17 protein-coding genes are annotated in these 19,204 nt (G+C 34.6%); 14 read left to right on the forward strand and 3 right to left on the reverse strand.

What is annotated here, in order from left to right:
• Positions 1 to 91: 91 nt before the first annotated feature.
• From CLV62_RS10035 to CLV62_RS10065, 7 genes are all read left to right on the forward strand, one after another.
• A complete protein-coding gene (locus CLV62_RS10035) occupies positions 92 to 952 on the forward strand; it encodes a GNAT family N-acetyltransferase (RefSeq protein ID WP_110310648.1) in 861 nt (286 codons plus the stop codon).
• 69 nt (positions 953 to 1,021) lie between these two features.
• Positions 1,022 to 1,318 carry a thiosulfate sulfurtransferase GlpE gene (glpE, locus tag CLV62_RS10040; protein WP_110310649.1) on the forward strand — a complete coding sequence of 99 codons (297 nt, stop codon included), beginning with the start codon at positions 1,022 to 1,024 and terminating at the stop codon, positions 1,316 to 1,318.
• Positions 1,319 to 1,492: 174 nt separating this feature from the next.
• Positions 1,493 to 1,915 carry a MarR family winged helix-turn-helix transcriptional regulator gene (locus CLV62_RS10045; protein WP_110310650.1) on the forward strand — a complete coding sequence of 141 codons (423 nt, stop codon included), beginning with the start codon at positions 1,493 to 1,495 and terminating at the stop codon, positions 1,913 to 1,915.
• Positions 1,908 to 3,230: a TolC family protein gene (locus CLV62_RS10050; RefSeq protein ID WP_110310651.1), complete on the forward strand. Its 1,323-nt coding sequence runs from the start codon at positions 1,908 to 1,910 to the stop codon at positions 3,228 to 3,230. The genes CLV62_RS10045 and CLV62_RS10050 overlap by 8 nt, the downstream gene beginning before the upstream one ends.
• Positions 3,231 to 3,281: 51 nt before the next feature.
• Positions 3,282 to 4,382 carry an HlyD family secretion protein gene (locus CLV62_RS10055; RefSeq protein WP_110310652.1) on the forward strand — a complete coding sequence of 367 codons (1,101 nt, stop codon included), beginning with the start codon at positions 3,282 to 3,284 and terminating at the stop codon, positions 4,380 to 4,382.
• 15 nt (positions 4,383 to 4,397) lie between these two features.
• Positions 4,398 to 5,996 (forward strand): MFS transporter, encoded by a 1,599-nt coding sequence (locus CLV62_RS10060; RefSeq protein WP_110310653.1) that lies wholly within the window; start codon positions 4,398 to 4,400, stop codon positions 5,994 to 5,996.
• Positions 5,997 to 6,069: 73 nt separating this feature from the next.
• Positions 6,070 to 6,870: a hypothetical protein gene (locus CLV62_RS10065; protein WP_221409236.1), complete on the forward strand. Its 801-nt coding sequence runs from the start codon at positions 6,070 to 6,072 to the stop codon at positions 6,868 to 6,870.
• Between the two features lie 69 nt (positions 6,871 to 6,939).
• On the opposite strand, the gene CLV62_RS10070 is transcribed toward CLV62_RS10065, so the two are convergent.
• Entirely contained in the window at positions 6,940 to 7,854 is a 915-nt protein-coding gene (locus tag CLV62_RS10070) for a GNAT family N-acetyltransferase (RefSeq protein ID WP_110310654.1), read from the reverse strand.
• Between the two features lie 224 nt (positions 7,855 to 8,078).
• Between CLV62_RS10070 and CLV62_RS10075 the strand changes: the two genes are divergently transcribed.
• Entirely contained in the window at positions 8,079 to 9,710 is a 1,632-nt protein-coding gene (locus tag CLV62_RS10075; RefSeq protein WP_110310655.1) for a beta-N-acetylhexosaminidase, read from the forward strand.
• Between the two features lie 38 nt (positions 9,711 to 9,748).
• On the opposite strand, the gene CLV62_RS10080 is transcribed toward CLV62_RS10075, so the two are convergent.
• Positions 9,749 to 10,255 (reverse strand): TlpA family protein disulfide reductase, encoded by a 507-nt coding sequence (locus CLV62_RS10080; protein WP_110310656.1) that lies wholly within the window; start codon positions 10,253 to 10,255, stop codon positions 9,749 to 9,751.
• 496 nt (positions 10,256 to 10,751) lie between these two features.
• On the opposite strand from CLV62_RS10080, the gene pheT reads away from it, so the two are divergent.
• The gene (pheT, locus tag CLV62_RS10085) at positions 10,752 to 13,211 is read left to right on the forward strand and encodes a phenylalanine--tRNA ligase subunit beta (protein WP_110310657.1); all 2,460 of its coding nucleotides are present in this window, start codon (positions 10,752 to 10,754) and stop codon (positions 13,209 to 13,211) included.
• A 72-nt stretch (positions 13,212 to 13,283) separates the two neighbouring features.
• Here pheT and CLV62_RS10090 read toward each other — a convergent pair whose 3' ends face one another.
• Complete coding sequence (locus CLV62_RS10090) at positions 13,284 to 14,438, reverse strand: PepSY-associated TM helix domain-containing protein (protein WP_110310658.1); 1,155 nt, start codon at positions 14,436 to 14,438, stop codon at positions 13,284 to 13,286.
• A gap of 217 nt (positions 14,439 to 14,655) precedes the next feature.
• On the opposite strand from CLV62_RS10090, the gene CLV62_RS10095 reads away from it, so the two are divergent.
• From CLV62_RS10095 to CLV62_RS10115, 5 genes are all read left to right on the forward strand, one after another.
• Positions 14,656 to 15,375, forward strand: a complete 720-nt coding sequence (locus tag CLV62_RS10095) for a YebC/PmpR family DNA-binding transcriptional regulator (RefSeq protein ID WP_110310659.1) — start codon at positions 14,656 to 14,658, stop codon at positions 15,373 to 15,375.
• Positions 15,376 to 15,512: 137 nt separating this feature from the next.
• Positions 15,513 to 15,908 (forward strand): hypothetical protein, encoded by a 396-nt coding sequence (locus CLV62_RS10100; RefSeq protein WP_110310660.1) that lies wholly within the window; start codon positions 15,513 to 15,515, stop codon positions 15,906 to 15,908.
• Positions 15,901 to 16,830: an FAD:protein FMN transferase gene (locus CLV62_RS10105; RefSeq protein WP_110310661.1), complete on the forward strand. Its 930-nt coding sequence runs from the start codon at positions 15,901 to 15,903 to the stop codon at positions 16,828 to 16,830. Before CLV62_RS10100 ends, CLV62_RS10105 begins: the two co-directional genes overlap by 8 nt.
• Before the next feature lie 3 nt (positions 16,831 to 16,833).
• The gene (gene rsxC / locus CLV62_RS10110; protein WP_110310662.1) at positions 16,834 to 18,126 is read left to right on the forward strand and encodes an electron transport complex subunit RsxC; all 1,293 of its coding nucleotides are present in this window, start codon (positions 16,834 to 16,836) and stop codon (positions 18,124 to 18,126) included.
• Complete coding sequence (locus tag CLV62_RS10115) at positions 18,116 to 19,201, forward strand: RnfABCDGE type electron transport complex subunit D (protein ID WP_110310663.1); 1,086 nt, start codon at positions 18,116 to 18,118, stop codon at positions 19,199 to 19,201. The genes rsxC and CLV62_RS10115 overlap by 11 nt, the downstream gene beginning before the upstream one ends.
• The last annotated feature ends 3 nt before the right edge of the window (positions 19,202 to 19,204 follow it).

The raw sequence follows: 19,204 nt of genomic DNA on the forward strand, positions 1-19,204 counted from the left end.
TTTATTATATGAAGCAGAATCAGTGAAAACAGATTCTGCTTTTTTGTAATCTTTTGTTTATTTGTATTGTAAAATAAGAATTATTTAGTTCATGGAAAATTTAGAAATTTATTCGCTTGAAAATATATCTTTAAAACAAGTATATGAGGCCTTTATGGAATCGTTTTCGGACTATGAGGTTGCTATGGATATGCCTATTGATCGGTTTGAAGAGATGATTATAACTAGGGACATTGACTTTAGTTGTTCGGTAGGGTGTTTTAGTGATGGAAAGCTGGTCGGATTTATATTATGTGGATATAGAAAAATAGATGGTAAGAAATATTGCTATGATGGAGGAACAGGTGTAATTCCGAGCTTTAGACGAAAAGGTATTGCGAATGATCTCTTTATCAAATTGGTCGATTTATTAAAGAAGGATGATGTTGATATCTTTCTATTGGAAGTACTGGAAAATAACACGCCAGCGATAGATCTTTATCGTAAAAACGGATTTGGAGTTCAACGTCGCTTAAAGTGCTTTAAAATAAATAAAGAAGATGTTTTAGATTCTTTACCGGATGATTATGCTGTAGGCTATGATAAAGCGAACTATGTGAATATTGATGAGGCAAACTTTCAGCCATTTATGCCTTCATGGCAAAATCAAAGAATATCCATTCTCAATAATATTGATAATTATGAGTATTGTTCAGTATCTTTTAATGAAGAAGTAATAGGATTTGGTTTTATTCATAAAAAGCGAGGAGATATTCCTCAATTAAGAGTTTTAAAGGGTTGGGAAAATAAAAATCTGGAACAACTTATTGTAAGTGAGTTGAAAGATAGAACCGAAAGTAGTGTAATAAAGCTTGTAACTTTGGATGAAAGTATTAGCCTTATTAAAATATTACCTGATATTGGCTTTTCTGATTTTCTAAACTTGTATGAAATGACGCTCAGTTTAGATTAATAGAACAATAAGCCGAAGTAGGGGTTATATATAGGTGTTTGTAGTTTTAATATAGAAAAGGATTTAAATATGTTTCAGAGAATAAGTAAGGAGGTCGCTAAAAAAATGCTGGCGACAGAAAAGAAAGCTATATTGATTGATATGAGAGATTCTCAGAGTTATGATGAGGGGCATGATGAAAATGCGTTACATTTGACCCAGGAGAATTTATCTGATTTTATAGTTGGTACCGAGAAGCAGATTCCTGTATTGGTAATGTGTTATCATGGAAATAGTAGTCAATCGCTAGCTCAATATTTGACAGCACAGGGTTTCGAAGCAGTGTATAGTATAGATGGAGGGTATGAGGAATGGAAGGATGAGTAATTGAGTTCTTTATATTCTCAGTTAAAAAATTAAAAAACCTGTATATAGTATTTATTATGCAGGTTTTTTTCTGTATAATATAACGTATTATTTCTATGTAAATTATTAGTTGAATATTCAACCAATGTTTTATTTTGTTGTATATTTGTACGTCAAATAGAAAAGATTGTTAAAATGCAAGAATTTGTATATGCGCTACTAATGGTGCAGGCTTCCTACAGACAGGCTATACAAAAAAGGATTAAAGAGCAGGGGATTGATTTAACTTTTGAAATGATTCAGGTAATGAGGTGTTTGTATCGAAAGGATGCTGTGAATCAACAGGACTTGGCTAATCAAACTCATAAAGACAAATCGAGTCTTTCATATTTATTAAATAATATGGAAAAGAGAAACTTGATAGCTCGTACCGAAAGTCATCAAGATAAAAGAAGCAAGTTGATTGTTCTTACTGAAGAGGGGCAAGCTTTACACCAACAAATTAAGATTATAGTTGAAACTGTATATCATAAAGTAGAAGAAACGACAGACAAAAATAAACTACAATTTTGTGTCGATTATATGAAAGAATTAAGTGGGATAATAAGCAATGATTAAAATATCAAATAAAATAACTTCATTATGGCTTCTACTACTTATAATTTTTATATTCTCAGAAGCGAAGGCGCAGTATAAACTCTCAGTTGAAGAACTATTCGAAAAAGGAATAGAACATAGTATTGTAATTCAATCTACATACTTAAAAGTTGAGATTGCTAATGATAAGAATTCGTTAGCAAAAAACAAACGTTTGCCTGATGTTGCAGTTACTGGTCAATTTGGTTATGTAGGTACACCTACTATATTCGATAAAGACTTATCGTTTGTAAAACATACATCAGCCCCCGATTGGAGACAAAACTATCAATTGAGTGCCGTGCAACCTTTGTACGAAGGAGGGCGTATCAATAACAATATAAAAAGGTCGGAATTGGAGCAGGAACTAGCCCAACTGTCGTTAACGCAAGACAAGGCTAATCTGAAAATATGGTTGGTCGGTAAATATCTCGATCTTTATAACCTTTACAGACAAAGAGCAATATACTCTATAAATATTGATGAAGCTAAGCGTAGGCTTCAAGATATTCGCAAGATGCGTGAAGAGGGAATGATCACATCGAATGATGTTTTACGAAGTGAAATAGAGCTAACTAACTTTGATCTATCATATCAGGAAACGACTAATGGTATCACACTCGTTTGTCAGCAATTGGCAATAGCATTGGGGATGGATGAGGATTTGCTTTATGAGCCCGACTCGGCTTTTTTGAATTTAAAAATGAATATGGATGAAGGCATTGATAATTATATTGAGACAGCTTATCACGATTATCCTGAAATGCGTATTGCTAAAACAAATATTGCTTTGGCAAAAAACAATCTGGATATTACGAAAGCTGATTTTCGCCCAAGCTTATCATTGCAATTTGGGAATACTTTTCAAAGACCATTGCCTAATACTTCGCCTGTTCAGGATTTGTTTATCGACTCATGGGGAGTAACTTTAAATTTATCCTATAAAATATCTTCTTTGTTTGATCGGAAGCATTCTCTTTCGGTAGCAAAGACTCAGATAAGTTTACAGCAATTGGAAGAAGAGCAGCAAAAGCAAAATATCAGAGGTATTGTAAAGTCTGCCTACTTGAAACATAAAGAAGCTTTGATGCGTATAAAAGCTCTTGAAACATCGGTAGAGCAAGCAAATGAGAATTACCGAATTGTGAATAAGAAATATTTTAATCAACTCTCAATCTTAACAGATCTTTTGGATGCCAACGCAATGCAGCTTGATGCTGAATTGCAATTAACAGCAGCCCGTACGAATGCTGTCTATACATACTATCAGTTATTGAATGTATGTGGCAGGCTATAAGGTTAAAGATACGAATAGGCTAACTTATCAAAAAAGCAGTAATTAATATTTATGGACATAGACCAATCGGAAATTGAAGCAAAAAAAGAGCTGCGACGAATATATCTGAAACTCAGAAATAAAAGACGTCGTAATTTTATCTTAAATGGAATAACTATCGTTTTAGCTATTGCCGGGATTGTATGGGCTTGTAATTTCTTCCTTAACTATTATAGATACGAGATCACAAACGATGCAACCATAGAGCAATACATTTCACCTATCAATACACGTGTAGCAGGATATATCAGCAAAATATATTTTACTGATCACCAAATGGTACATGAAGGAGATACACTTTTGATTATTGATGACCGCGAATACCGTCTGAAATTGATGGATGCTGAAGCTGCTTTAAAAGATGCTGAAGCATCGGCAGAGGTATTGATGTCAAGTATAACCACTACCACAAGTAATGTTGCTGTATCACAGGCTAATATTGAAGAAGCCAAAGCTCGCTTATGGAAGTCTGAACAAGATTATAAGAGATATACTAACTTACTGGAAGCAGATGCCGTTTCGCATCAGCAATACGATCAGGTAAAGACTGAATATGAAGCAATGAAAGCTCATTATAACTCTTTGATGATGCAACAAGAATCGTTACGATCTATGTCGACCGAAACTCAGAAAAAGAGAAGTAACACAGATGCTAATATCCTCCGTAAAGAGGCCGATTTGGCTTTAGCTAAGTTGAATTTATCTTATACCGTAATAACTGCACCGTATTCGGGATACTTAGGACGTCGTACGTTGGAAGAAGGTCAATTGGTACAAGCGGGTCAAACCGTGACGAATATTGTAAGAGACGAGGGTAAATGGGTTATAGCCAATTATAAAGAGAAACAAATTCAGAATATCTATATAGGTCAGGAAATAAACATCAAAGTAGACGCCATACCCGATAAGGTATTTAAAGGAAAGGTAACCTCTATTTCTTTAGCCACAGGTTCTAAGTACTCTCTATTACCAACAGATAATTCAGCAGGAAATTTTGTGAAAATACAGCAACGTATTCCCGTAAGAATTGATTTTGTGGATATCCCGGATGAGGATATGGAAAAACTAAGAGCGGGGATGATGGTTGAAACGGAGGCCATTAAATCCAAGTAAGAAGAAAGAAAAGCAATGGCGGTTAATAACAGTAGTCAACATTTTAGAAGTTGGGTGCCACAATGGTTAGTTTGTGTGGTAGCTCTACTTGTGCTGATTCCCGTGATGCTTATAAATGGAGCTTATACCGGTAGTAGTGTTGATATTTCCGGAGCTTTAGGTGTATTGTCTGAAGATATAAATATGGCATATTATGCAGCTTCGGCTGGTATGGCAATAGCATATCCTATTATCCCTCTCATAAAACCCGTTGCAACCTCTAAAACTATTATTCAGGTAGTCCTCTTTTGTCAGTTTATATTGAGTTGGATTTGTGCAATAACCACCTCAATGGAAGTAATAACTATTTGCAGCTTTTTTATAGGTTACTTTAAGGCATTTACCCTTCTGGAAATTATTGCGATCATAATGCCTATTTTTAGCCCGAGTAATACCCGTAATGAGTTTTATTCTAAATTCTATCCGATCACTTTAACGCTGGGACAGTTATCTCTGGTTCTTACAGCCGAATTTGCCTATCGCTACCAATGGCAACATATGTATTATTTTCTGATAGCCTTACTTCTATTTGCCATGGTATTGGTGGTAATATTTATGGCATTTGGGCGTAAATTGATCCGTATTCCATATAAAGAAATAGATTGGTATAGTTTCTTCCAATGTTCACTACTCTTTATGTGCATACTGTATGTGGTTACTTATGGGAAAACGAATGACTGGTTTGCTTCAAATAATATAGTGGTGGCAGCGGTCTTAATACCTATTGTCGGATGGATGTTTATACGACGACAGTTGATTACAGACGGTAGACCTTTTGTTGATCTGAGTGTAATGAAAAACCGAAACTCGGTAGTTGTATACCTCTTTTCGTTTATAATGATGTTTTTTGCATCTTTTACTATTCTTACAGCCTCTTACGTTAATTCAGTACTACGATTGGATACTACCAGATCTAATGAGTTGTATTTATATATGATTCCCGGAATAATTTTGGGTGGATTTATATGTTATTACTTCTTTAAGAAAGCTATAAGAATGGCTTGGCTTATATTTATCGGCTTTTCATGTTTTACACTGGCTATCGGCTTGTTATACTTTAATGTTGAGCCGATGGGTTTATACGAAGATCTGTATATCCCTATGTTTCTAAAAGGGCTTGGTATGCTTATCTTGTTTGTGGCGTTAGCAGTTTATGCTATTCAGGGTTTAGAACCGCAGCAACTGATATACAATGCTTTTTTTCTTATAGGTTCCCGTTCCGTACTGGCTCCTGCAGTTGGCTCTAGTATTCTTTCCAATTGGCTGTACCGATTACAACAACAAAACACAGTGCATCTGTCTGAAAGCGTAGATCAACTTAATCCAATAGCGAATAGTTTGTATTCGCAAACCTACACAAGCTCTCTACTTAAAGGGCTAAGTATAGAGGATGCTCAGCGTATGGCGATAAATGCCCTTTATTCGAAAGTACAGATACAAGCGCTCACTATCAGCATAAAAGAAATACTTGGATATATGTTAATAATGGGTATCATACTATTGGTTGTTATTTTGCTCTACTTTTTCAAATATAAGCCGGTTACATTGGTGGCGGTAGGGCGAGATATGCATTGATTATAAAAAAAGGTTTTTTCATATAGATTAAATAAGGTACCTTTGCACTTTGAAATAAACATAAATTAAGAAGATGAAGAAGTTTCTATTGTTAACACTTATTTTGCAGACTAGTATCTTGGTTATGGCTCAAACTGAACCGGCTTATAAAAAAGGTAAATTTTATGCCTTTTGGGGATGGAACAGAGCACATTATACAAATTCTACAATACATTTTACAGGAAATGATTATGATTTTACATTGCATCGTGTTGTTGCCCATGACAAATTGAGTGCAGTAAGTTATCATAACTATTTACAACCCAATCGTGTGACGATACCTCAAACGAATTTCAAGATCGGATATTTCTTTAAGGATAATATGGCTGTAAATATAGGTGTGGATCACATGAAATATGTAATGGATCAGAACCAGACTGTTAGTATTTCGGGGAATGTAAGACCTGGATTTGAGAATCATATCACACCCAACGGAGATGTAAGATTGACTGATGATTTCCTAACTTTCGAACATACAGATGGATTGAATTATATAAATTCAGAATTCGAATATTACCATAATTTTTATAAACATGGTATTCTTAAAATCAATGGAATAGCAGGTGTAGGAGCAGGTTTTATGCTACCCAAAAGTAATGTGAAACTATTTGATGAAAAGAGGCATGATGATTTTCATGTGGCTGGCTTTGGTCTGAATGGTAAAATTGCAGCAGATGTATTACTTTGGGATTTGTTTTTCCTAAGATGCGAAGGTAAACAAGGGTATATCAATATGCCTAGTATCCGTACTACATCGTCAAGCAGTGATAAAGCTTCACAGCATTTCTGGTTTGCGCAGGTAAACTTTTTGTTTGGCTTTGCATGGAGTTTTTAAGATAGAAATATCTATAAAATATAAGAAGAGAATTGTCTTGTCTAAAGATGATTCTCTTCTTTTTTATATTTAAGTGCGAGATAGTATTGGAAAAATAAGTTTATTCGTTTCAAACAACTTTTTACTGTTACCCATCACAAATAGGGTAGTATCTTCTTCTTCTTTTAATAGTTTAATTTCATATTTCTCACTATCAATAGGCATGAAGTGTATAATTACGTTTTGTGTTTGATCCGTAATCATCGCACTGATCACTTCATCTATTTCAACCTTTTCTGTCGATAAAATATCATACAAAATCAAATCATTCTCCTTATATCCTGCAACAACAATTGTGTCTAGAGATTCAATATAGAAAAGGTTTTCTTTGAAACTGAATTTATCAAAATAGTTGCAATAGAACATAATCAGCCCTGCATTATCCACCATTGATACTTTGAATAATGCAATGTTATTTTTCGCCTTGTTATATAGCAGCTTGTAATCATCAGTGTTATCTATATTTATCTTTCTGACTATAAGAGAGCTTCTTTTATAGTCTATTTTCTTAATAGCTTGGTACTCATCAACGGGAACAAAGCCAAATAGAGGGTAGTAATCTAAAACGCTATCATTGGCATACAGATAAATTAGGTCAGATTTACTTTTCCATTCCTCTATTACTTTCTCCAGAAGAAATCTGTTTAGACCTTGTTTTCTATACTCTTCATCAGTACATACTGTGCCTAATTGTATAAATTGTTTTTTCTCTCCTAGAACGATAAAGTCAATAATACTCACAGTAATATGAGAGACTATTTTATTGTTATCGAACAAAGAATATAAAAGGCAATTATCACCCCAATGCCCACTCTTGTACCATTTCTCGAAGTCAAATTTCCAAATCTTCTGGGTTTGAACATGAAGACTGTTTCTCAATACTTCGTTGTTTTTATAATTAGTGATGTAATTATATTCTTTATTATTTGTCACTACTTTTTGCATATTTCCTTTTTATTTGCAGAGAATAATTAACCGAAAATCTTTGACGACATACTTACGAATTACTACAAGTTATTTCTGTTGTGCATACCGAAGTAATAAATAAGACTAAGGCCTTTAAATGTTAATTAGCAAAGATATTATTTATAATTGATCTGCTTTGGTTGGAAAGAATATAATTTAATCTTAAATTTGGATATAGAAACCTTATAATAGCATTTATTACTATGAATACTCGAAAAACACGATTATCTACAGTTATCATTCTCCTTTTCTCGCTTTTTGCATTATCGGTAAATACCTATGCAAACTCAGGTGTAAATGTGATTCCTAAACCTCAGAAAGTTTCTTTGGGAGAAGGCTTTTTCACTTTTAATGCGAAAACAAGCTTACTCTATGCGAGCAATGATCTAAAACTCGTCGCAGAAACATTTCAGAGAGTTTTAGGCAATGAATTTTCGATTAAAACATCGCCTAAGCTAAATGGAAAAGCTTCTGTAAACTCTATTGTGCTTCAATTCGATTCTAAATTGGATAAAGAAGCGTATGTACTCAATGTTCAAGCTGATAAGATCCTTTGTAAAGCATCTACGGAGGCTGGTTTGTTCTATGCACTTCAGAGTTTAGCTCAATTGATAAAAACAGAGAATGGCAAACAGACTGTTCCCGTTCTACTCATTGAAGATGCTCCCGTATATGGATGGCGAGGCTATATGCTTGACGAATCGCGTCACTTTATGGGAAAAGAGGCTGTAAAGCAATATCTGGACATAATGGCTCGTTTGAAATTAAATGTCTTTCATTGGCATTTAACGGATGAGCAAGGATGGAGAATCGAAATAAAACGATACCCTCTGTTAACTCAAGAGGGCTCAGTTGGTAGTTGGAGTGAAATTAATGCCCCAAGTGCATTTTATACACAGGACGAGATCAAAGAGATAGTTGAATATGCTGCTCAACGTTATATTATGGTAGTGCCTGAAATAGATATGCCGGGGCATGCTACTGCGGTAGGACGTTCGTACCCGGAGGTGTCGGGAGGTGGCGAAGGTCGTTGGAAAGATTTTACATTTCATCCGGCAAAAGAGGCTACTTATGAATTCATAAGTAATGTTTTTGATGAAATAGTACAGCTATTTCCTGCACCATACATTCATATCGGAGCAGATGAGGTTCATTTTGGAAATCAATCGTGGTTTACTGATCCTCTGATGCAGAAGTTTATAAAGGATAATAATCTGAAAGACGAAATAGGTCTGGAACATTACTTTGTGCGTAGAGCTTGTGATATTGTAAATGCCAAAGGCCGGAAGATGATTGGGTGGGACGAGATTATAAATACCGGTGTATCGCCTGATAAAGCCATAATAATGTGGTGGAGGCATGATAAACCTGAGTTGTTAACTCAAGCCTTGAATAGTGGATTCGATATTATTCTAACACCACGGATACCTTGCTATTTTGACTTTGTACAAGATGATAGCCATAAAATAGGACGACGCTGGGCCGGTGATTTTAATGAATTGGAAACTGTATATGATTTCTCAGGAAGTATATCTAAATTAATAGCTAATCATCCAAAGCAAATATTGGGAATGCAAGCCAATGTGTGGACAGAGCGTATTAAGGATAAAGGAAGGCTCGATTTTATGACATATCCTCGTTTATTGGCTATTGCCGAGAATGCTTGGTATGATAACAGTGCGAGTAATAGAAATTACATTGGCTTTGAGAGTCGTGTAAAAACATTCCTCAAGTATTTAGATAAATTGAATATCAAATATTTCAATCCATTTGATAAAAATTCGACACCTGAACCTTGGGGACCTGACAAACAAGATGTTTTAAAAGACGGGTAAAATTTAAAAAGAGCTATTCCTACTGGAATAGCTCTTTTTTACATTGTTTCTTTTTCTAATATTCTGTTCAAATCTTTAGGAGTAAGATTAATTGCCATGATGACACCTTTTTCGTCAATCAGGTAATTTTGAAATCCTTTCTCCAGTTGATACTTTTGATAAATTTCAGAATTCGACCCTTTTGTATCTAAAAACTGATACCTGTCGTTTATTCCGTCAATACTCAATGTTTTTTCGAATACCGCTTTACTTTTGTCAAATGAGACAGACACCATAACTAATGAGTGCTTCTCTTTTTGTAAGGTATTCCATAAAAGAACATTTTTCATGTGGGATTCTGCATCGTACGCAGCCCAAAAACTTACCAATACTTTAACTCCTTTCAGATGCTCTAAATCGAGCTTCGTGCCTGCCTCATTATTGATTTTCAGCTTAGGCATAAGGTCTCCCGGGTAAATACCTTCCGAAATCCTCGAAGTGCTTGTTGTGAAAGACAATGTTGTCAAGACTATCCCCACAATCAAGAAGTACTTCAAATACTTCATAAAATAATATTTTGGTTAGAACTACGACCTTATTCATAGGATCACCCTCGGAATAAGGCCTTTCCGATTCTCGGAATGGCCGACTCTACGCTTAGAATCAGTATACTTTTTAATAAAGTGGCACAAATATACAGCACTTTACGGCAAAATCAAAATAAGGAACCTTTATTCTAGATATCAGATTTATAACAACGTTTTGTGGAAAAGGTTTTCAGCCAATATAGATTTTATCTAATGTAAAAGTAGCTACTATTCGATTTTTTTTACATCAAACAGCATGGATGGCCTCTTTTTTTAGGGTAGACAAAGAAAATTTTGTAATTTTGGCGGACTGAAAGTCTCATATCTTTTTATCGCTTTTATTTATAGATAAAATAGTTGTAGGAAGCTATATTCTAAGAATATATCATGAGTCGCTTACTTTGGCTTTAAAAGAAATAGTATTATATAAAATATAAACAGCTAATGATTAATTAGCTAAGAAATAATTTGGAATATGAATATTTCATACAATTGGTTGAAAGACTACATTAATTTCGATCTGTCACCCGATGAGGTGGCTGCTGCTCTTACTTCAATAGGGCTTGAAGCCGAAGGGGTAGAAGAGATACAAACTGTAAAAGGAGGACTCGAAGGTCTGGTTGTGGGTGAGGTGCTTACTTGTGTAGATCATCCCAATTCAGATCATTTACATGTTACTAGTGTAAATGTAGGTCAAGAAGAGCCTCTGCAAATAGTATGTGGAGCAGCTAATGTTGCTGCCGGACAAAAGGTTATAGTGGCTTTGGTTGGCACTAAGCTTTATTCGGGAGAAGAGTCTTTTACAATTAAGAAATCAAAAATAAGAGGCGAAGAATCTTTCGGTATGATTTGTGCCGAAGATGAAATAGGAATAGGAACAAGCCATGATGGTATTATCGTCCTTCCAGCCGATGCAAAAGTTGGTACACTAGCCAAAGATTACTATAATATTAAAAGCGATTATTTGTTAGAGGTTGATATTACTCCTAATAGGGTAGATGCTGCTTCTCACTTTGGTATAGCTCGCGATTTTGGTGCTTATTTGAAACAAAACGGAAAAGCAACTGATTTGAACCGACCTTCGGTAGACGCTTTTACTGTTGATGTAAAAGAAAAAGGCATAAATGTAATAGTTGAAAATGAGGAAGCTTGTCCTCGTTATACTGGTATTACAATAAAAGGAGTAACGGTTAAAGAAAGCCCCGATTGGTTAAAAGATCGCCTTTCAATTATCGGTCTTCGACCTATAAATAATATTGTAGATGTTACCAATTATGTACTTCATGAAATGGGGCATCCTTTGCACGCTTTCGATATGAAAGAGATTTCAGGAGGTACTGTTTATGTGAAGACCTTAGCTGAGGGTACTAAGTTTGTAACTTTGGATGAGCAAGATCATGCTCTAAGCGATAAGGATTTGATGATCTGTAACGACAAAGAAGGTATGTGCATCGGAGGAGTATTCGGTGGTCTAAAATCGGGTGTAACAGAAACTACTACAGATGTATTTCTCGAATGTGCTTATTTTAATCCTACATGGGTGCGTAAAACTGCACGTCGTCATGGATTGAGTACTGATTCGTCGTTCCGTTTCGAACGAGGTGTTGATCCTAATGATACATTATATGTTTTGAAGCGTGCAGCTTTGCTAATCAAGGAAGTCGCAGGAGGTAATTTTGTAGGAGAAATTCAAGACATTTATCCTGCTAAAATAGAAAATCCGATAGTTGAACTTTCTTATGCCAAAGTAAACTCACTAATTGGTAAAGATCTTGATAAAGAAACTGTAAAATCTATTCTAGCTAGTCTCGAGATAAAGATTAAAGGTGAAGCTGATGATAAATTAACATTAAGCATACCTACCTATCGTGTAGATGTATTGCGTGACGTAGATGTTATTGAAGATATTCTTCGTATTTACGGATATAATAATATAGAAATAGGAGAGTCTCTAAAATCTAATCTATCTTATCAAACAGCTACCGATAAAGGCTATGATTTACAAAATCTGATTTCGGAGCAGCTTACGGGTGATGGTTTCTATGAGATAATGAACAACTCTTTAACGAAAGAGGCTTATTATACAGGCTTGAAAACCTATCCAGACTCGAAATGTGTCCGTTTACTGAATCCATTGAGTACAGACTTGAATGTGATGCGCCAAACTTTGCTTTTCGGAGGTTTAGAGAGTATTGCATACAATAGAAATAGAAAAAGTAACGATCTTAAATTCTACGAATTTGGTAATTGTTATTATTTTGATGCAGAAAGAAAGGAAGCCGATAAACCTTTGAGAGAATATTCAGAAGAATTTCATCTGGGACTTTGGTTATGTGGTGATATAAACAGCAATAGTTGGGCTACAGCAACTGAAAAATCATCAGTGTATCAGTTAAAAGCATATGTTGAGAATGTATTGTCTCGCTTGGGAATGATTCAAGGTCAATACGAATACGAGCAGTTCTCTAATGATATTTATAGCGTAGCTTTAACTATTAAAACTCGTAGCAGAGTTATAGGTACAGCGGGTATTGTAGCTAAAAAAATCTTAAAGCAAGCGGATATAAATACAGAAGTGTACTTTGCAGAATTAAACTGGGATGCTTTGATGAAAGAAACTAAAAAGCATAAAGTTACATTTACAGAGATATCTAAATATCCTCAGGTAAGAAGAGATTTAGCTTTGTTATTAGATAAAAATATTTTATTCGAACAGATAGAAAAAATTGCTTACAAATCGGAAAAGAAACTATTGAAGGACGTAAGTTTATTCGATGTATATGAGGGTAAAAACCTGCCTGAAGGTAAAAAATCATATGCCGTGAACTTTGTTATTCAAGATGATGAAAAAACATTAACAGATAAGCAGATTGATGCTATTATGCAGAAGATTCAAAAATCGTTAGAGCAGGAATTAAATGCTCAATTGAGATAGTATTATACATCTATTTTATATACAAAAAAGGATTCTGTTATTCAGAATCCTTTTTTAGTATGAATGAGTTTATTACTTTTTCTGTTTATTACTTTTTTTCCACCAAAGAATAAAACCAGTGATGGGAAGACTAGCTGTAATCAAACTAGCTAAAAAGACCATTAATTTACCTGCAAAGCCACCTATGGCTCCCACATGTATATCGTAGGTCATTCGATAGAATTTATCACCTGCAGACGAATCTTCGTACTTTATGCCATACATACCACCACCTTCTAATTCTTTTAGCGTATACTGATCGAAGAAACGAAAGTGTCTTTTGTAATAAGTATCGTCATTAGCAGAGTTAAATCCGATGCGATATGCATCCGCTTTCTTATTTGGAAAGTCAAAGATAAGTGAACCTCTTGTTCCTATAGGATATTCAGCCTTCACTTTTGACCAAAGGATATCAGCAGTATTCCCAAGTGGATATACAGCTGTAGTATTTGATTCGGCAACTATCCATTTTTTAGGTTCTTCACCTCCTGATATTACTTTATAGTAAGAATTGGCAAACCATTCGAAACTCCATGTAAGCCCTGTCAGTGCAATTACTAATACAATTAATGCAGCATAAATACCAAGTACATTATGCAGGTCATAATTAAATCGAAAGAATCCTGCTTTTCTTTTTATAGTAAGACGAGGTTTTAATGACTTCTTATTCCATCTTTTAGGAATCCATAAAATAATACCTGTGATTAAGACAATAACAAAGATCAGAACCGCCCATCCTACAATTTGATGACCTACGGGATAAGGTAACCAAAGATTACGATGACCAGCAAGCACAAATCTAAAGAAATCATCTTTCAGAACTTGTTTTCCTAAATACTCACCAGAATAAGGATTCAGTACCAATAATGTATAGCCATCTTGATAGTGATTATACGCTACTGTAGCTGCTTTGTTTTGTTTAGTATAAGTAATTCCATAAATCACATTACTGCTATCCGCTGGTGATGTGTATACATATTCTATTGATTTCTCCTTTAGTTCTGATGGCGAAAGGAATGGTTTGTTTTGTACTTCTACGTATTGGTAAGGTTGAGATATATCTCGTAATTCTGTCTGAAAGGTATATATACATCCGGTAATTGCAACAATAAATACAATTATACCCGAAATCATTCCCAGCCAAAGATGTAATAGATAACTTATCCTTTTGAATGATAGTTTTTTCATTAAATTTTTTAATTCCGTTATTCCAAAAATTATGCAAAGTAACACAATTAGTGTTACTCAGGCAATCGCATATAATAATGATTTTTAATATCTGAAATCATTATTATTAATGAGCGTATTATTAGTTTTTTGTATAGGCTATTTTTTATACTTTTGTATCCAGAAAATAAAGTAACAAATAGGTCTGAGACCTTAATGAAATTATAATAAACTTGATATGGGAAGAGCATTTGAATACCGTAAAGCAACGAAGATGAAACGTTGGGGCAATATGGCTCGTGTATTTACTAAACTTGGAAAACAAATAACTATTGCAGTTAGAGAAGCAGGTCCTGAGCCTGATACAAATTCTCGTTTGCGTGTATTAATACAGCAATCGAAGAAGGAAAATATGCCTAAGGAGAACGTTGAACGTGCTATAAAAAAGGCTCTTTCTAAAGACGAATCTGACTACAAAGAGGTTACTTACGAAGGGTATGGTCCTTTCGGTATTGCAATTGTGGTAGAGACTGCCACGGATAATCCAACTCGTACAGTGGCTAATGTGCGTAGCTATTTCAATAAAAATAATGGATCATTAGGTGTAACCGGTAGCTTAGAATTTTTATTCGATCATAAATGTGTTTTTAAAATTTCAGCTAAAGAAGGTGTTTCACTGGAAGATTTAGAGTTGGAGCTTATCGACTATGGTGTAGATGAAATAGAGCAAGATGAAGAAGATATACTTCTATACGGTGAGTTTAAATCTTACTCCGATATTCAAAAATATTTAGAAGAAAACGGATTTGAAATTCATAGTGCTGAATTTGAAAGAATTCCACATGAACTAAAAGAGGTTACAGAGGAGCAAAGAGCCCAAATAAATAAGCTTTTGGATAAGTTTGAGGATGATGAAGATGTTCAGAATGTATTTCATAATATGATGCCCGAAGAATAATTGACTATATCTATAAATTGAAGAATCTTATTTGTTATTAAATAAGATTCTTTTTTATTATAAATGGTTAATTAATGCTCGGTACAATTGCGTATTGCGTATTTTTGTAAGGAAAAATAACTTAATGTCTGAATAAGATGACAACAGTAAAGAAAATTATTCTTTTTCTATTTGGTATTGTCTTGATAGTCTTTGGCAACAAAGCTGCAATAGATACTATATTTAAGAATGATGATGGGGCAAAAATTCCTGATTCAGGAGAAAAAGAGATTGCAAGTAAAAATCGTGTAATCACGGAAGAAATAGAGACAGAGGTTGTAACAGAAAATAATGTAATCCCAGTTTCACAAGTTTCGGAAGTAAGAACGGAGGAGGTGACTAAGAAAGAAGCTCCGAAAAAATCTACAGAGAAAGCTTTAAAAGAGCAACCGGCTAAAAGTTCCGAAAAGAAAGAAGAGACAAAAGTAAAAGAGGCTGCTCCTCAAACAAAGATAGAACCAGTACAAGAAGAAACTGCTGCTGCAAGTGAATGACGGACTTTTATATAAAGCTCAGGTGCGATGGTTATTCCATGCACATATTAAAATAAAAATTCCGGTTTTCTGTGACGAAAGCCTGTTTGATGAACTTTTTGCTGTATTGGAAGATGTTGACAAACATTATAATTCATATAGCGAAGGTTCTTTTTTTGATTTGATAAATAAGAATGCAGGGCAATTTGTTGAAGTTGATGATGAAACTATCAGTTTGTTGAGGCAGCTTATTTATTTTTCGGATCTGTTCGATGGTGAATATGATATAACTGTAATGCCTTTAGTTCGTCTATGGGGTTTTTATAAAGACGAAGAACCTCGTTTACCATTGAAGGAAGAAATAAAGGCTACAAAAAAACGGGTTAATTATAAAACAATAGAAATCGAAGGATCTAAAGTCAGAATAGCAGAAGGACAGGAAATTATTACAGGCTCGTTTATGAAATCTTATGCAGTAGATAAGTTAGTTCAGAAAATGAGAAAAGAAGGTATTACCGATGCTATTATTAATGCAGGAGGCAGCACAATTAAAACTCTGAATAATAACATCCATCCCTTTTGGATTGTAAATGTACAGAACTCTTTGAAAAAGGATGATAGTTTATTTAAACTGGAGGTTTCGAATGCTTGTTTTTCGACTTCGGCACAAACTAAAACATTTGTAGAGATTGGTGGCAAAAAATATGGGCATATCATCAATCCCCTCACAGGCTATCCTTCCGAAAACAAACAGATAGGAATAATATCAACCAATTGTTTCGTTGGTGACATTATTTCGACAGGATTATATAATCAAACATTGGATGGTTTTACAGAGAAAATGAAACTATTATCAACGCAGTTTGATGTTTCGGGTTTTTTGATGGATAAAAATAATAGTATCCGATTTTCGGATGGTTTCGAAAAATATATAGTACAATAAATTATGATGCATATTTTTTCGATGAAGAGCAAAACCAAGCAGATGAGTATATCGGATATTCCCGATGCTCCTGTCTTGTATTTGCCTTTATTACAACATATAGGGCAGGCAGCAAAGCCAATTGTAGAAGTTGGTGAGTACGTTCTTAAATATCAGCTTATCGCTGAGGAAACGCGTAACTTGTCGGCTAATATTCATGCTCCCGTTTCGGGTACGATTAAGGCAATAGAGTTACACCCTTTAGCTGACGGAACTTTGGTAGAAACAATAGTTCTGCAAAATGATTTTCGTAACGAAGAGATTACAAGACCTGCAATTGAAGTAGATAATCTGACTTCTGATGAAATATTAGCTATCATAAAAGGTGCAGGTATAGTAGGAGAGGGAGGAGCACAGTTTCCGACTTTTGTAAAATATAATCTGTTAGGCAAAAAGATTGATACTTTTATAGTAAACGGTACTGAATGTGAACCTTATCTAACAGCTGATTATGCCTTGATGAGAGATAAGACAGAAGAACTTTTCCGAGGCATATTATTGATAAATAAAGTACTGCAAGCACGTGAAATAGTTCTTTCAATAGAAAAGCAGAATAAAGAGTTGTTGGATATATTTAGTCCATTTTTATCTCAGTCTGAATATAAAAATATAAGGGTTGCAATATTGCCCAATCAATATCCTCAGGGTGGCGAATTACAACTTATAAAATCTGTTACAGGAAAAGAATTAGCTCGTGGAGTTCTTCCCAAAGATGAAGGCTTGATGGTTAGTAATGTAGGTACAATTCATGCTGTCTACAACGCACTTGTGGAGAGTAAACCTTTAACAGAACGTATAATAACAGTTTCAGGAGAACAATCTAAAAAATCGGGAAACTATCAGGTTAAAATTGGTACACCTATAAGCCATGTTCTAGAATATCAGAATCTGACAAATACATTAGACGATAAACAATTAGTTCTGGGTGGTCCTATGATGGGGAAGAATGTTGTGGAAACTTCTGCTCCCATAATCAAAGGCTCTTCGGGGGTACTGTTTTTCAAAAAGAAGGAGATCAAAAGAAACAACTGTATATCGTGTGGTTATTGTGTAGATGTATGTCCAATGAAATTGATGCCTCTTGTTTTTGCTGAAAATTATAGAACAGGAAAGATTGCTTCATTAGAAAAGTACAGCTTAAATTCATGTATAGAATGTGCTGCCTGCGAATACATCTGTCCGAGTGATGTTCCTTTGATGGAAAGCATCAAAGAAGGAAAGATAAAACTTAATGCTTTATTGACCCATGCAAACTGATAGTAAAACAATATATACACCTTTTGTACGAGCCAAAGATAGTGTTTGGGAAGTAATGTCGGATGTTCTTCTGGCACTCATTCCCTGTGCAGTTATTTCATACTTTGCGTATGGAGAGGCTCCTCTGTTTGTGATGTTTGTTGCTGTTATCAGTGCTATGGTTGGCGAATTTATATTTGCAGGTATTTTCCTGAAAAAATGGAATACATTGCTCGATGGTTCTGCAATAGTAACAGCTATTTTACTGGCTTTTACATTAGCACCTTTTACGCCTTGGTATGTAGTTGCCTTTGGTTCGGCTATGGCTGTAATCTTTGGTAAGATTCTATGGGGAGGATTAGGACGGAATATGTTTAATCCGGCTTTGGTCGGACGGGAATTTATGACTGTCTTTTTTCCTTTGGTAATGACTTCACGAACTATTTGGTATAATAAAGATTATGTCAATTTTCAGGATTTGAATATATTTAATTTCTTAGGAAATGGAGGCTTCACCGAATATATGAATTCTATATTCTTTAAACCGTCAGGTGCGATAGGAGAGTATTCGGTTCTATTATTAGTGTTGGGCGGATTATATCTTTTACTTCGTAGACGTATTTCGTGGCATATACCATTTGGACTGTTAGTTACATTCTTTATACTATTGCAAATATTTGCTTTCAAAGATATTAAGTTCTCTTTAGGAGGAATTTTATTAGGAACCTTATTTATGGCTACCGATATGCCCTCAAGTGCATCCACTAAGATGGGAAAACTATATTATGGTGCTATGATTGGTTTGGTTGCTATGCTCTGCCTGTTGAATGATGTAAAATACGAATATATGTCATATTCCATTTTACTTGTAAATGGATTTGTAATTCCTATCAATTGGGTATTTAAGCCTAAAGTTTGGGGCGAAAACATAAATCTAAAGGAAAGAGTAGGGGCAGGAGTTCTGCTTACTATCGGAATTGTTGCTACAACCTATGCTTTAGTTTATTTGCATCATTTTGATTTGGTGAGGTATTTAATCTTTGCTTATATATTGATTGTAATTGGTCGATTTTCTTTTTCAAAACAATTGCATTAAAAT

The organism is Indolivaga alginatilytica, from assembly GCF_003201355.1.
In the GTDB taxonomy this organism is placed as follows: Bacteria; Bacteroidota; Bacteroidia; order Bacteroidales; family Dysgonomonadaceae; genus Dysgonomonas_A; species Dysgonomonas_A alginatilytica.

Excerpts from the sequence above, each read along its gene's own strand:
- CLV62_RS10070 (WP_110310654.1), bottom strand. The coding sequence starts at position 7,854 with ATGCAAAAAGTAGTGACAAATAATAAAGAATATAATTACATCACTAAT.
- CLV62_RS10090 (WP_110310658.1), bottom strand. The coding sequence starts at position 14,438 with ATGAAAAAACTATCATTCAAAAGGATAAGTTATCTATTACATCTTTGG.
- rsxC (WP_110310662.1), top strand. The coding sequence starts at position 16,834 with ATGATGCATATTTTTTCGATGAAGAGCAAAACCAAGCAGATGAGTATA.
- CLV62_RS10095 (WP_110310659.1), top strand. The coding sequence starts at position 14,656 with ATGGGAAGAGCATTTGAATACCGTAAAGCAACGAAGATGAAACGTTGG.
- CLV62_RS10045 (WP_110310650.1), top strand. The coding sequence starts at position 1,493 with ATGCAAGAATTTGTATATGCGCTACTAATGGTGCAGGCTTCCTACAGA.
- CLV62_RS10080 (WP_110310656.1), bottom strand. The coding sequence starts at position 10,255 with ATGAAGTATTTGAAGTACTTCTTGATTGTGGGGATAGTCTTGACAACA.
- CLV62_RS10065 (WP_221409236.1), top strand. The coding sequence starts at position 6,070 with ATGAAGAAGTTTCTATTGTTAACACTTATTTTGCAGACTAGTATCTTG.
- pheT (WP_110310657.1), top strand. The coding sequence starts at position 10,752 with ATGAATATTTCATACAATTGGTTGAAAGACTACATTAATTTCGATCTG.
- CLV62_RS10050 (WP_110310651.1), top strand. The coding sequence starts at position 1,908 with ATGATTAAAATATCAAATAAAATAACTTCATTATGGCTTCTACTACTT.
- CLV62_RS10100 (WP_110310660.1), top strand. The coding sequence starts at position 15,513 with ATGACAACAGTAAAGAAAATTATTCTTTTTCTATTTGGTATTGTCTTG.
- CLV62_RS10060 (WP_110310653.1), top strand. The coding sequence starts at position 4,398 with ATGGCGGTTAATAACAGTAGTCAACATTTTAGAAGTTGGGTGCCACAA.
- CLV62_RS10075 (WP_110310655.1), top strand. The coding sequence starts at position 8,079 with ATGAATACTCGAAAAACACGATTATCTACAGTTATCATTCTCCTTTTC.
- CLV62_RS10035 (WP_110310648.1), top strand. The coding sequence starts at position 92 with ATGGAAAATTTAGAAATTTATTCGCTTGAAAATATATCTTTAAAACAA.
- CLV62_RS10055 (WP_110310652.1), top strand. The coding sequence starts at position 3,282 with ATGGACATAGACCAATCGGAAATTGAAGCAAAAAAAGAGCTGCGACGA.
- glpE (WP_110310649.1), top strand. The coding sequence starts at position 1,022 with ATGTTTCAGAGAATAAGTAAGGAGGTCGCTAAAAAAATGCTGGCGACA.
- CLV62_RS10115 (WP_110310663.1), top strand. The coding sequence starts at position 18,116 with ATGCAAACTGATAGTAAAACAATATATACACCTTTTGTACGAGCCAAA.